Source organism: Rhizobium skierniewicense Ch11, from assembly GCF_023757665.1.
GTDB classification, from domain to species: domain Bacteria; phylum Pseudomonadota; class Alphaproteobacteria; order Rhizobiales; family Rhizobiaceae; genus Agrobacterium; species Agrobacterium skierniewicense.
Map to the genome: position 1 here is coordinate 1 of NZ_RXPG01000014.1, position 12,326 is coordinate 12,326.

Sequence of the window (12,326 nt, forward strand, 5' to 3'; positions counted from 1 at the left end):
AGTTCATCTGCAAACGATGGACAATCGAGCCAAATCGTTTCATCCTAAATCCGATCCATCAAATGCCGGGACTGAACACCTAGAGCGTTTCCTTGTTAAATGGCATCCCAAGGTTTCAGCACAACCTTGCCAGTGGTCTGCCGGCTTTCTAGCAAACGGTGCGCTTCTGCGGTCTTTGATAGGGGGAGCACCAGTCCGACCTGAATCTTGACCTCGCCGCTCATTACCAAGCCGATCAACGAACCGATTTCGGACATCAGCAGGTCTGGGTCCCCCGCAAAGCCGTTGACGTAAAAGCCGGTAACGGTGTGGTTCATAGAGGTCAGACGCCACGGATCGATCAGCGCCGTCTGTCCGCTCGATTGGCCGAGAAAAATCATTCGGCCGAATGGCGCCAATGCGTCCAACGCCTGATTCACTGTCTCTCCACCGGTGGTCTCGATGACGATGTTGACGCCGTGACCGTCGGTCAGTCGGAGAACCTCTAGCGCCCAGTCAGGTTTGGTATAGTCGACCGTTGCGTCAGCGCCGAGCGCTTTCGCTTTCGCCCGCTTTTCAGGCGTACTGGCGGCCGCAATAATTTTGCCAGCCCCATAGTGCTTGGCAAGCTGAATGGCGAACGAGCCGACACCACCAGCCGCACCTTCGATGAGAATGGTTTCACCCGGCTGTATCTTTGCCACGTGCTTCAACACGATAGATGCGGTCAGGCCATGTCCCAGCAGCGCTGCGGCATGAACGAAATCAAAACCCTCGGGCAGCGGAATGACTGTCGCAGCCGGAACGGTGATATATTGTGCGTAGCCGCGGGACCCCGGCACTGCGACCACCGAAAGGCCGACGGGGATATCGTTTACGCCTTCGCCGAGGGCAGCAACCGTACCTGCCACCTCAATTCCCAGAATAAACGGTGTAGGCGAGGGATCGGGATAGTCGTCGCCGCGGCGGCGCATAACATCTGCGTAGTTCATCCCGACCGCCTCGACTTTTATCAGAACCTCACCGGGGCCAGGCACTGGATCGGCAACATCCTCGTAAACGAGAACCTCAGGTCCACCGGTTGCGTGGAAACGGACTGCTTTCATGATGCGTACTCTCTGTTTGTAAAACGGATGGGCTTAAGGTATAAAATGTAAACCAAGTGTCAATTAGGTACTTTGAGTACACCAGGTATAGAGAAGTAAACCACAATGACAGATGCAAAATGCCAGACAGAATTAAGCGATCATCTCAGCCGGCTGATCCTTGACCAAATTGCTGATAAGTGGTCGATCCTCATCGTTGCGGAATTGTGCTCAGGGCCAATGCGCTTTAACGCGCTGAAGCGTGAGTTGAGGGGCGTTACGCAAAAGGCGTTGACACAGACGCTACGTCGGCTGGAGCGTCTTGGTCTTGTGGAACGCCGCGTCATAACGGCGTCGCCGGTGGCGGTGGAATACAGCGTCACGCCGCTCGGCGAGTCCTTAAAGGCTCCCTTTCAGGCAATCTTCCAATGGTCCGTTATCCATGCCCCCGAAATAGAAGCGGCGAAGCGGAAATTTGACCAGGACACTGAGGGGATGTGAGTGAGGCCTGATCCCGAAAACAAGTCGAAATACCCGTGTCGGTCACGTCGCATCGGCGAGCAACAGTTCGCGCTTCAAGGCGTGTATCCTGCGATATACGCCACGTGGCGACCAGGAAACGATTGATTGGGCTTTCGGCTGTTTTCTTCCCATGCTGATTCGATGTACAACAGCTATTGAGTAAGATGCCGTTCATCATATATAAGTGGCATTCAATGAACTGAGATCAAAGCCATGAAAGTCACAAAGGAAAAGGCCGAGGAAAACCGGCACCATGTTATCGAGACGTCCAGCCGGTTGTTTCGAGAAAAGGGCTTCGATGGCGTCGGCGTCAGCACGCTGATGCAGGCGGCTGGCCTGACCCACGGCGGCTTTTACAAGCAGTTCGAATCCAAGGATGACCTCATCGCCAAAGCGACGCAGGCGGCGCTGGATCAGACCGTACAGCGAGTGTCGTCGTTGATCGGGCAAGACAAGCGTGCATCGTTGGAAAAGGCTGTCGGCGTCTATTTATCCGACCAGCATCGTGATGGTGTGTCGGAGGGCTGTGCTTTTGCAGCGCTTGGGCCGGATGCAGCGCGTCATGGCCCGGAGGTTCGCCAAGTCATGCAGCGTGGCGTCGAAGATCAACTTGCGTTGCTTCAGACCATCGTCGACGCAAAGGCCGGGACATCCAGTCGGGAAGCAGCGATTGCGACAATGGCCACGATGGTTGGCGCTTTGGTACTGGCGCGTGCTGTGGAAAATAGCGCCCTATCGACGGAAATTATGGATGTCGTGGCCAAGTCGATCTTGGCGAGATAGGGGTGTCAGTCTTCCCTTGATGAGCCAAGCGATTGGCTGAATTCTCTCTCAGGATCGACATTGTTAACTTGTGTTACGCTGGAGGCAACAAACCGGCGTGTCTCTTCCAGTATCCTGTCTGAAAGTTCCTTGTCATCGACAGCTCTTGCAAGAATCGTAGCTCCGACCATTGCCGCCCAGTGCCCAATCACTGTCTGACCGTTTGCCGCTTCAGCAGTTGGAGATACTTCGGTTGACATCATGTCTATGATTTGACGGGCACCTGCCGTCATCACCGCCCGAGCTTGCGGGCTCTGATGTCGCATTTCGGATGCAAGTGCCGCGAACGGACATCCCTCTCCAGGATTATCTCGATGGTCAGCGGAGAGGTACTGCTCAAGGTAGCCAAGAAGGCTAAACGGCCCTTCTGCGTCAGATGTCAAAATATGCAGCAGCGCTTGCGCGACCAGATCGTCCTTTGACGAAAAATGGCCGTAAAAGCCACCATGAGTCAAGCCTGCACATTGCATCACTTCCGCCACACTGACAGCGCCTACCCCCTTGCTTCGGAAAAGCCTGCTCGCTGAATCGAGTATGCGCCGCCTGTTTTCCGCGACCTGCTCACGCGTGACCTTCATGGCGCCTTTTGCTCCCCTCTGGGTACATCGCAGCGGATGACCCGCAAATCATCGCGACTATAAAATGGCGCGGGGAGACAAGTTTTCCTGTGCCCCCCGCCCGCCTTCACGCATTCACGTCAACAACGGTTCGGCCTTTTACGCCGCCCTGCAGAATCGTGGGAGCGAGCGCAACAACATCCGAAAGCCCGACCGTCGTCACGGTTTTGGCTAACTTCTCAAAGTCGAGATCGAGGGACAGGCGACGCCAGGCCTCAAGCCGGACTTCCTGAGGTGCGTTGACGGAATCAATACCGGCGAGCGTGACGTTTCTCAGAATAAACGGCAGGACCGTTGACGGTAGATCCAGGCCTTGCGCAAGGCCGCATGCGGCGACGACACCACGATACTTTGTCTGCGCCAGCACGTTCGCAAGTGTATGGCTTCCGACAGAATCGATAGCGCCTGCCCAGCGCTCGGAGGCAATTGGGCCGCCGGGTTCCGAAAGCGTCTTACGATCAATGATGTCTGCGGCACCGAGTGCGCGCAGGTAGTCAGCCTCCTGTGGCCGCCCGGTCGAGGCGATAACGCGATAACCCAGCTTTGACAGAAGGGCGATCGCAATCGAGCCGACGCCGCCATTGGCACCCGTCACCAGTATATCGCCCCGCTCAGGTGTCAGGCCACCATGTTCAAGCGCGATAACGCAGAGCATCGCGGTATAGCCGGCCGTTCCAAGAGCCATTGCGTCCTTCGTGGAAATATTCTCCGGCAGCTTCACAAGCCAGTCGCCGCTCACCCTTGCCTTTTGGGCATATCCACCATGATGGGTCTGGCTCAGGCCCCAACTGTTGGCGACGACACGGTCGCCAACAGTGATGCCCGGATAGGTGGAAGCCTCAACGACGCCGGCGAAGTCCACACCAGCGATTAGGGGAAAGGTCTTGATGATCGGCGGAGAACCTGTGAGGGCCATGCCATCCTTGTAGTTGACCGTAGAATAGTCCACCGCAACGGTCACATCGCCAGCCATCAAGTCGTTTTCATCGAAATCAACAATGCTTGCCGAAATCGCATCGCCAGCTTTTGTCGCTAGCAGAGCTTTGAAACTCATACCTTTATCCTTTACGTTGAGAGCTTGCGTTCACGTCACTTCGACGCGAGGTACCGACTGGCGGCTGTGGTATGACCCGTATCCTGCACGAGCGACTTTCGGGCATTCTCCATAGCCTGCCAATGGGCCTCCTCATGCAGATGCGGGATTGTCACGACCTCGCGGCGATCGAAACCGTCAAGGGCAGCGTCGACCAGATCGGAGACTTCCATCATCGGCGGATGCTTGTCTTCGTCCAGGAAATTCCAGATGTCGGTTCGCGTTGCCGCCGGAGCCACAGCCTGAACGTAGACACCCTGAGGTCCAAGCTCGGTGTGCATGGCTTGCGACAGAGACAACACGAAAGCCTTCGTCGCCGTGTAAACGGATAGACCCCATTCAGGAGCCAGCGCCAGCACCGAACTGATAGTGACGATCGCGCCTTCACCCTTTTCCGCAAAGCGTGGCGCGACGGCATGCGCGAGGCGTAGCACGCTGGTGGCGTTCAAGGTAACCAGCTTCGTCAGATCATCAATATTTTGTGTGACGAATGTGCCACCGACAGTGCCACCTGCATTGTTGACGAGAATGCCGATCGAGGAATCGTCACGCAATCTCTTCTCAACAGACAGCAGCTGGGTTTCGTCTGTCAGGTCGGCAGGCAACAGCTCAACTGAAACACCAGTCTGCCTGAGCAGTTCTGCATTCGCCTCAAGCTTTTCAACATTTCTGGCGACAAGCACAAGATTGTGTCCACGCTCTGCGAACCGCTGGGCATACATTGCACCGATCCCGGTGGAAGCGCCGGTGATGAGGACTGTGGGTTTGGAGGACATGCGTAAACTCTCTGTTTGCTTCGGATTTAACGATCTTGAACGTGACCGCAATTATAGATGATGATCATAATCATATCTGTCAAGAATGAGACAGGATATTTCAACTGCCAATGCATTATCGCATTGTTCGAACGGCGAAATGGTGCCGGCGATAGGCCAGAGATCTTTTGATCTCATGGTTGTTGCGACTGTCGTACCCAGATGTTTGGCAAGCTGAATGACGAAGGTCTACCCCGCCTGGGTAAAGAACCCCTGCCCTTGCCGACCTTACCGATTCCAGGCGACACCTGTATGCGCCGTCAGGCGGCAAGGAAAGCCGAAGCGGCTGTGCTGAAGGCAGCGTGATTTTGGAAGATGCCGCCATGTCCCGCATCGGGATAGACAATGAGTTCAGCACCCGCAATACGTCTCGACATGTCGATGCTGTTTGCCGTCGGTACCATAATATCATTGTCACCGTTGGCTATCAGGACCGGAATTTTGAGGGCGCCAAGGTTCTGCGGTGCCTGCCGACCCCACGCGGTGATGGCCTTGAGTTGCCTCAAAAACGCCTTCGGCGTCGGAGCTTTGTCGCGATCGGATTTGCGCTCTTTAAGACGACTTAGAAATGCCGCTGCGGCCTGACGGCCGTTGGCCGTAGAGGTGAAAAACAGATACGTCTTCGGATCACGCATGGTCAGCATTCCCTTGAGGATCAGCGGCCAGGAGACCTTTCCAACCCGGTCTATGCCTTTGCCTCCCGCAGGACCGGTGCCAGCGAGGATCAATTTTCGCACTAGACCTGGAGCATTGAGAGCAACATCCTGTGCGACAAAACCTCCCAGCGAAAAGCCCATGAGATCAACAGTCTCGAAACCCATTTCCCGGATCAGGCTGATCGTGTCCTGCGCCATCTCGCCAACGGTGAGTGGCGCATCTCCGCCCGACCCGCCGATGCCACGATAATCAATCGCAATCACCCGATGCTGGAGCGCTAGCGCATCAACGATGCGCGGGTCGAAATTGTCGAGCACCGCACCCCAGTGATTGAGGAGGACAATCGGAACGCCTTCTTTCAACCCAAGCTCCCGGTAGGCGAACGGGACCCCACCGACGGTAATCGTTAGATTTGGCGCATGTATGTAAAGGGCGCTGGCTCGTGCAATATTGGTATTGTTGGACATGTCTCGCCTCATATAAAGTGCAGACTTCGCTTGATAATTTTGTGCAGGGCTGCGGGTTCCTTCAGTCGTGCCCAACTGCAGGCCAAACTGCTTGCTCGGTGATATCCTGCATGGACCTCAGCCACTGCCCTGCCTATTCCACTCGATACGGCCGCCAAGGCTGCCTTCCGCTGCCAGCTGCCCATGCCGCTCACCTCGATCTGCTTCTTTGCGCACCTGCGAGCAAAAATAGGAACAAACCTTAAGTTTGATGATGTTCGTCATCTTTATATATGATGATCATCATCATTAAGTCAAGAGGATTGTTTTACGGTTCTTCGATCTTGTCGCGAGCTTGGCTAAGTCTTTGAACCCTGCTGAGGACTGAATCGGTTTGTGATTCACCAGCTCCAATGTCTGAAGCACATCTCCACCCATACATATGAAGGCGTCACCAAATCCCGGCGAAAAGGTATTGCCCCCTCAAAACTCGGATCTTGCGGCTCGCATTCACTTATTTGCATGGCGCAGGCTTGACATTTTCGAATTCAGCGATCACCTATGATTTAATAATTATGATCATAATCAAAAATGCCCAACATGCTCTTGCATTTATGCAAACGGACAGTTGAGACGGCGAAGAGACAGGAAACTGACGATGAACAAAAATCAAAAAACAGCGTTTTTGACGGGTGCGTCGAGCGGGATCGGTAAGGCCGCAGCCGTAGCACTAATGAAAGCCGGTTACCGTGTGATTGGAACGAGCCGCACGGCAAAGCCTGACGAGGTACGCGATGGCATTCGCTTGATCGCATGTGATGTCACATCGGATACATCCGTGGCTTCGGCCGTTGCCCAGGCCCATGCGGAACTCGGCAGCATAGACCTTTTGATCAACAATGCAGGGTTCGGCATTCTGGGGGCTGCCGAGGAGAGTTCGATCGATCAGGTCCGCGCGCTTTATGACACCAATGTCCTCGGGGTCGCGCGGGTGACCAATGCCGTCTTGCCCATCATGCGTGCCCAGGGTAGCGGGCGTATCCTGAATGTCGGATCAGGGCTTGGCCTCATCCCCGCGCCGTTCAATACCCATTATTCCGCAACCAAACATGCTCTCGAAGGCTACTCGGAATCGCTGGACCATGAGGTTCGAGGCTTCGGGATCAGGGTTGTTGTCATAGAGCCGGGCGCGACCAATACCTCATTCGAGTCCAGTGCCATCCCTGCGGATGCGCCGCTCAGCGATTATGATGCACTGCGTATCAAATATGATGTCGCCTACGCCAAAGCGATGAAGGCTGCTGATACGGCGGAGGACGTCGCGAAAACCATCCTTAAAGCAGCATTGGCCGACAAGCCGGACCTGCGATATGCTTCCGGCAAGTCCGTACAGCAAGGCGCATTCGCCCGCCGGTTTCTGCCAAGGTCGCTTTTCGACAAGGTTCTGCACAAGCAGTTCGGTCTGGAGTGAACTGACCAAGCCGTCGAAGTGTTTCGAGAAACTGACACAGAAAACTCAGAAATTGGAGAGAAGCCGATGAAGGCTTTCATAGTTGAAAAATACAAAAAGAGTGGACCTCTGCGCCTCGTTGAGACGGCAGAGCCAGTTGCAGGGCGCAACGACGTTCTCGTTGAGATCAAGGCGACCGGCGTGAACCTGCTGGATTCCAAGCTCCGCGACGGAGAGTTCAAGCTTATCCTTCCATACAAGCCACCGTTTATTCTGGGCCATGATGTAGCCGGGACCGTTACCGCCGTCGGCCCCGGTGTGCGCCAATTCAAGATAGGAGATGAGGTTTACGCCCGTCCGCGAGACCACCGCGTTGGTACCTTCGCGCAGCGTATCGCAATCGATGAAAACGATGTTGCACTGAAGCCGAACAACCTCAACTGGGCGGAGGCGGCTTCCATTCCGCTTGTCGGCCTCACAGCCTGGCAGGCGCTGGTCGAAATCGGCAAGCTTCGCAAGGGACAGAAAGTCTTCATTCAGGCAGGTTCGGGCGGTGTCGGCACGTTTGCCATTCAACTTGCCAAACATCTCGGTGCAACGGTGGCGACCACCACCAGCGCCAAGAATGCCGAACTGGTCAAAAGCCTGGGCGCGGATGTCGTCATCGATTACCAGACGCAGGATTTCGAAACTATCCTTTCTGACTATGATCTCGTCTTGAACAGTCAGGACCAGAAGACACTTGAGAAATCGCTGCGCGTGCTCAAGCCGGGCGGTCGCCTCATCTCCATTTCCGGCCCGCCGGATCCAGCCTTTGCAACAGCCATGAAGCTGAACCCGTTCATGAGACTGGTCATCCGTCTCATCAGTTCGGGTGTGCGCCGGAAAGCTGCGAAACGTGGCGTTCGTTTTGACTTCCTGTTCATGCGTGCCGATGGTCGCCAACTGGGAGAGATAACAAGCCTGATAGAGAGCGGCATCATCAAGCCGGTGTTGGACAAAATCTTTCCGTTTGAGAAGACAGGCGAAGCCCTGGCCTATGTCGAGGCCGGACGCGCGAAGGGCAAAGTCGTCATAGAGGTACAATAGGCAATGAGCATACCCTCAAATCCGGTCTTCGGCATTGCCACACTGGAACAGATCGCGGGCATGACTGGTAAACAGCATCTGCAGGCAATCATCGATGGCGAATTGCCTGCGCCGTCGATTGCCAGAACCATGTCGTTCCGAATGATCGAGGTCGGCGATGGCGAAGTTTTGTTTGAAGCCACACCGGGAGACCATCTGCTCAATCCGTTGGGCGGTGTGCATGGCGGGTGGGCACTGACACTTATCGATACGGTCACAGGCTGCGCCGCGCACTCCACCTTGCCTGCCGGTGTCGGCTTTGCCAGCATCGAAACGAAGGCCAACTTCTCGCGGCCGATCAGAGCTGACACCGGAACGGTGCGCGTCGAGGGACGTGTCGTCAACAGAGGGCGAACGATTATCTCGGCGGAAGGCAAGATTACCGATGCCGACGGGCGCGTGCTGGCCCACGGCACATCGACCGTCATGGTGTTGCCGCAACAGGCGAAATAGTCGCGACTTTATATCCGAGCCGGCAATGCCAGCCGTTTTGATCCCCTCCGTCACCACAAAGCCGGGGCGAGACAGCAACCCATTGGAGGAAGCATCAGCGAGATATCGAGCGCAGGAGCGCTTCTCGCTGTATCAGGACATGATCAAACCGCCATCCACATTGATCGTCTGGCCTGTGATATAGGCGGCATCATCACTTGCGAGGAACGTAACGAGACCGGCGACATCTGCGCCTGACCCTGCCCGCTTCATCGGAATGCCCTGGACCCACTCCTTCATAAGCTCGCCAGGCGCGTAGCTACCCAGCAACTTGCCCCATACATCGTCATTATAGGCCCACATATCGGTTTCGATGATGCCAGGGCAGAATGCGTTGACGGTAATGGCTTCTACGGCCACCTCTTTCGCTAAGCTTTGAGTAATGCCGACGACACCCATTTTGGATGCCGCATAGTGAGGCGTATAGATGAAGCCATCGCGCGCCTGGCCGGACGCCGTGTTGATGATGCGACCGCCGCGCATGTGTTTGCGCATGCGGGCAATGGCTTCCTGGGCACACAGGAAAACACCCTTCGTGTTGACCGCCATAACCTTGTCCCACTCGTTTTCAGTCATGTCTTCAACCTTGGCGATCGTGATGACGCCGGCATTCTGGATTGAGACATCAACGGAGCCGAACGCTGTCTCGGCCGCGTCATAAAGGTCAACGACACTTGTCTTGCTGGTCACATCGCCAACGAAGGATATGGCTTTGCCACCATCTGCCTGGATCTGCTTTGCAATGAGGTGGACTGCCTCTTCATTTGCGGAAACGACCAAATTGGCCCCCTCCTCTGCAAAGCGCTTTGCAATTGCGGCACCGATGCCCCGGCTAGCGCCCGTGATGACGACCGTCTTGTTGTGAAACCGGGCCATTGCGACCTCCGTGTGAAGTGTACGTTGAATGACGACAGAACGAGACGCCACATCACCAGCAGCAGAAGCCGCCATCGACAAGCAGATCAACACCCGTGACGTAGCTGGCGGCATTTGACAAAAGGAAAACAGCCGGACCGACCATCTCGTCCACACTCGCCATACGCTGCATCGGCGTCTGCTCTTCGAACAGCTTCGTCTGATGCACCATCTCGGGCCGTGTGTTCATGGGCGTTGCGGTGTAGCCAGGAGAAATGGTGTTGACGCGAATGCCGCGGTCAACCCATTCCATCGCCATCGATTTCGACAGATGGATCACGCCCGCCTTGGAGGCATTGTAATGCGCCTGGTTGAGGCCGCGATTGACGATGACGCCTGACATGGAGGCGATGTTGACGATGGAGCCTTTGCCGTGTTTGAGCATCGCGCGTGACTGCGCCTGACACGACAGGAAAATACCCTTGAGATTAATATCCATCAGGGTCTGATACTGGTCTTCTTCCATATCCTCGGCGCGGTTGGCATTGGCAATGCCGGCAGCGTTGACCGCAAGAGACAGATTTCCCAGTTCGGCTTCCGTGCGGCTGACAGCGTCGGCCAGAGCCTCTTTGCTCGTCACGTCGGCAGCAATCTGGATCGACTTGCGCCCCGCTAACCGAACAAATTCCGCCGTCTGGGCCAAGCCATCGTCGGTACGACGATCCAGCAAGGCAACGTCTGCACCACACTGCGCCAGACCGACGGCAATTCTCTGGCCGATCCCGCTGCCGGCACCGGTGACGATGGCGACCTGTGCGGACAAATCGAAAAGCTTGGGAGCATTGAGCGTGATATCAGCCATCGCTCTTCCTTTCATTCATATATTCAAGTTGTTGCGAGTTCCATGACGGAGACGTCATTGGCTTCGTCACGGTTGAGAATTCCGGCCTGATTGCCCTGTGCAAGGACGAGGATGCGGTTCGAGACACCGAGCACCTCCTCCAGATCCGAGCTGACGACGATGACCGCGACACCCTGTTTGGCAAGATTGGCGATAATATCGTAGATGCCAGCGCGGGCTCCCACATCAATGCCGCGGGTTGGCTCATCGAGCACCACCACCCTCGGGTTTCGGGCAAGCCATTTGGCGATGACAACTTTCTGTTGATTACCGCCGGAGAGGTCGGAGGCATATTGGTCGCTGCGCCCCTTCACACCGAATTTGGCAATGGCCGCATTCGCGAAGTTGCGCTTCATGCCCCCGGTCAGCCAGCGGCCGCCTAGCTGATCGAGATTTGCATAGACGAGATTTTCGCCGATGCGGTGTTCTACGACTAAACCCTGGTCTTTGCGATCTTCCGGCACCATGACGATGCCGGTATCTATGGCGTCGGACGGGCTGCGAAGCGACAGCACCTTGCCATCCAGCCGGATCGTGCCGGAACGGATGGGATCTGCACCCGCAATCGCGCGGACAAGCTCCGTGCGACCCGCTCCGACCAGTCCGGCAATGCCAAGAATTTCACCAGCATGCAGATCGAACGTCACGTCGCGGAACGAGTTTTCCGCCGACGTCAGGCCCTCGACTTTCATGACGACCTTGTCGGTCGGCTCAGGCAATTGCGGAAACAGTCTTTCAAGAGAGCGGCCGACCATGCTTTCGACAATCGTTCTGACGGGTGTTGCGCTGTCGGCAAATTCATTGACGCGCTCACCATCGCGCAAAACGATGATACGGTCGGTGATCTTGCGGATTTCTTCCATGCGATGGGAAATGTAAATGATGCCCACGCCTTCAGCCCGCAGCTTGCGAACCTGCTCAAAAAGAGCCTCGGTCTCAGCCCCACCAAGGGCAGCCGTCGGTTCATCCAGAATAAGCAGTTTGGCATCGAGCGCCAATGCCTTTGCAATCTCGATGAGTTGCTGATTGGCTGTCGACAGGCCTGCGACCTTGCGGGTCGCCGGGATGTGGAGGTTGAGGCGCGACATCTGTTCTTGCGCACGGCTGACCATCTGCGCCCGGTCAACGACACCGTTGCGTGTCGGCCATCGGCCCAGAAAGACATTTTCGGCTATTGTCAATTCCGGCAGCAGTTGCAGTTCCTGATGGATCAGCACCACGCCCTTGTCGATTGCCTCCCGTGGAGAGGCCGGGGCATACGGTTGCCCCAGCCATGTCATGGAACCTTCGGAGGGACTGCGAGATCCGGCGATGATGCCGGACAATGTAGATTTGCCCGCACCGTTCTCGCCGAGAAGTGCCACGACTTCGCCGGCATAGACGTCAAGGCTTACATTCCTGACGACTTCCAGAGGACCATATCGCTTCGATATGCCCTTTAGTGACAGTACCGGTTCAGTCATG

General features: G+C 56.0%; 13 protein-coding genes. 5 read left to right on the forward strand and 8 right to left on the reverse strand.

The features are described from left to right. Positions 1–95: 95 nt before the first annotated feature. The gene (locus EKM04_RS12270) at positions 96–1,085 is read right to left on the reverse strand and encodes a quinone oxidoreductase family protein (protein ID WP_183897932.1); all 990 of its coding nucleotides are present in this window, start codon (positions 1,083–1,085) and stop codon (positions 96–98) included. 105 nt (positions 1,086–1,190) lie between these two features. On the opposite strand from EKM04_RS12270, the gene EKM04_RS12275 reads away from it, so the two are divergent. Further along, entirely contained in the window at positions 1,191–1,565 is a 375-nt protein-coding gene (locus EKM04_RS12275) for a winged helix-turn-helix transcriptional regulator (RefSeq protein ID WP_183897931.1), read from the forward strand. Positions 1,566–1,799: 234 nt separating this feature from the next. Beyond that, positions 1,800–2,369, forward strand: coding sequence for a TetR/AcrR family transcriptional regulator (locus EKM04_RS12280; RefSeq protein WP_183897930.1), 570 nt, complete (start codon positions 1,800–1,802; stop codon positions 2,367–2,369). A 5-nt stretch (positions 2,370–2,374) separates the two neighbouring features. On the opposite strand, the gene EKM04_RS12285 is transcribed toward EKM04_RS12280, so the two are convergent. The 4 genes from EKM04_RS12285 to EKM04_RS12300 all read right to left on the reverse strand — a co-directional run bounded on the left by EKM04_RS12285 (position 2,375) and on the right by EKM04_RS12300 (position 6,057). Further along, complete coding sequence (locus EKM04_RS12285) at positions 2,375–2,986, reverse strand: TetR/AcrR family transcriptional regulator (RefSeq protein ID WP_183897929.1); 612 nt, start codon at positions 2,984–2,986, stop codon at positions 2,375–2,377. A 106-nt stretch (positions 2,987–3,092) separates the two neighbouring features. Then, positions 3,093–4,079, reverse strand: coding sequence for an acrylyl-CoA reductase (NADPH) (gene acuI / locus EKM04_RS12290; RefSeq protein ID WP_183897928.1), 987 nt, complete (start codon positions 4,077–4,079; stop codon positions 3,093–3,095). A 35-nt stretch (positions 4,080–4,114) separates the two neighbouring features. Further along, positions 4,115–4,894 (reverse strand): SDR family NAD(P)-dependent oxidoreductase, encoded by a 780-nt coding sequence (locus tag EKM04_RS12295; protein ID WP_183897927.1) that lies wholly within the window; start codon positions 4,892–4,894, stop codon positions 4,115–4,117. A gap of 299 nt (positions 4,895–5,193) precedes the next feature. Continuing rightward, positions 5,194–6,057, reverse strand: a complete 864-nt coding sequence (locus tag EKM04_RS12300; RefSeq protein ID WP_183897926.1) for an alpha/beta fold hydrolase — start codon at positions 6,055–6,057, stop codon at positions 5,194–5,196. Positions 6,058–6,694: 637 nt separating this feature from the next. Here EKM04_RS12300 and EKM04_RS12305 point away from each other — a divergent pair. The 3 genes from EKM04_RS12305 to EKM04_RS12315 all read left to right on the forward strand — a co-directional run bounded on the left by EKM04_RS12305 (position 6,695) and on the right by EKM04_RS12315 (position 9,067). Continuing rightward, on the forward strand, positions 6,695–7,507 hold the full coding sequence (locus EKM04_RS12305; protein WP_183897925.1) for an oxidoreductase: 813 nt from the start codon (positions 6,695–6,697) through the stop codon (positions 7,505–7,507). A 66-nt stretch (positions 7,508–7,573) separates the two neighbouring features. Then, positions 7,574–8,575 carry an NADP-dependent oxidoreductase gene (locus EKM04_RS12310; RefSeq protein WP_183897924.1) on the forward strand — a complete coding sequence of 334 codons (1,002 nt, stop codon included), beginning with the start codon at positions 7,574–7,576 and terminating at the stop codon, positions 8,573–8,575. 3 nt (positions 8,576–8,578) lie between these two features. Next, the gene (locus EKM04_RS12315; protein ID WP_183897923.1) at positions 8,579–9,067 is read left to right on the forward strand and encodes a PaaI family thioesterase; all 489 of its coding nucleotides are present in this window, start codon (positions 8,579–8,581) and stop codon (positions 9,065–9,067) included. Between the two features lie 132 nt (positions 9,068–9,199). Here the strand turns inward: EKM04_RS12315 and EKM04_RS12320 are convergent, their stop codons facing one another. From EKM04_RS12320 to EKM04_RS12330, 3 genes are read right to left on the reverse strand one after another with little or no spacing between them, the layout of a single operon-like run. Further along, a complete protein-coding gene (locus EKM04_RS12320) occupies positions 9,200–9,982 on the reverse strand; it encodes an SDR family oxidoreductase (protein ID WP_183897922.1) in 783 nt (260 codons plus the stop codon). 52 nt (positions 9,983–10,034) lie between these two features. Further along, positions 10,035–10,823: an SDR family oxidoreductase gene (locus tag EKM04_RS12325; RefSeq protein ID WP_174155861.1), complete on the reverse strand. Its 789-nt coding sequence runs from the start codon at positions 10,821–10,823 to the stop codon at positions 10,035–10,037. 23 nt (positions 10,824–10,846) lie between these two features. Then, positions 10,847–12,325 (reverse strand): sugar ABC transporter ATP-binding protein, encoded by a 1,479-nt coding sequence (locus tag EKM04_RS12330; protein WP_183897921.1) that lies wholly within the window; start codon positions 12,323–12,325, stop codon positions 10,847–10,849. Position 12,326: the final 1 nt, after the last annotated feature.

Bases quoted from the DNA above. Each gene is read 5' to 3' on its own strand.
- EKM04_RS12270 (WP_183897932.1), bottom strand. From the start codon at position 1,085: ATGAAAGCAGTCCGTTTCCACGCAACCGGTGGACCTGAGGTTCTCGTT.
- EKM04_RS12275 (WP_183897931.1), top strand. From the start codon at position 1,191: ATGACAGATGCAAAATGCCAGACAGAATTAAGCGATCATCTCAGCCGG.
- EKM04_RS12280 (WP_183897930.1), top strand. From the start codon at position 1,800: ATGAAAGTCACAAAGGAAAAGGCCGAGGAAAACCGGCACCATGTTATC.
- EKM04_RS12285 (WP_183897929.1), bottom strand. From the start codon at position 2,986: ATGAAGGTCACGCGTGAGCAGGTCGCGGAAAACAGGCGGCGCATACTC.
- acuI (WP_183897928.1), bottom strand. From the start codon at position 4,079: ATGAGTTTCAAAGCTCTGCTAGCGACAAAAGCTGGCGATGCGATTTCG.
- EKM04_RS12295 (WP_183897927.1), bottom strand. From the start codon at position 4,894: ATGTCCTCCAAACCCACAGTCCTCATCACCGGCGCTTCCACCGGGATC.
- EKM04_RS12300 (WP_183897926.1), bottom strand. From the start codon at position 6,057: ATGTCCAACAATACCAATATTGCACGAGCCAGCGCCCTTTACATACAT.
- EKM04_RS12305 (WP_183897925.1), top strand. From the start codon at position 6,695: ATGAACAAAAATCAAAAAACAGCGTTTTTGACGGGTGCGTCGAGCGGG.
- EKM04_RS12310 (WP_183897924.1), top strand. From the start codon at position 7,574: ATGAAGGCTTTCATAGTTGAAAAATACAAAAAGAGTGGACCTCTGCGC.
- EKM04_RS12315 (WP_183897923.1), top strand. From the start codon at position 8,579: ATGAGCATACCCTCAAATCCGGTCTTCGGCATTGCCACACTGGAACAG.
- EKM04_RS12320 (WP_183897922.1), bottom strand. From the start codon at position 9,982: ATGGCCCGGTTTCACAACAAGACGGTCGTCATCACGGGCGCTAGCCGG.
- EKM04_RS12325 (WP_174155861.1), bottom strand. From the start codon at position 10,823: ATGGCTGATATCACGCTCAATGCTCCCAAGCTTTTCGATTTGTCCGCA.
- EKM04_RS12330 (WP_183897921.1), bottom strand. From the start codon at position 12,325: ATGACTGAACCGGTACTGTCACTAAAGGGCATATCGAAGCGATATGGT.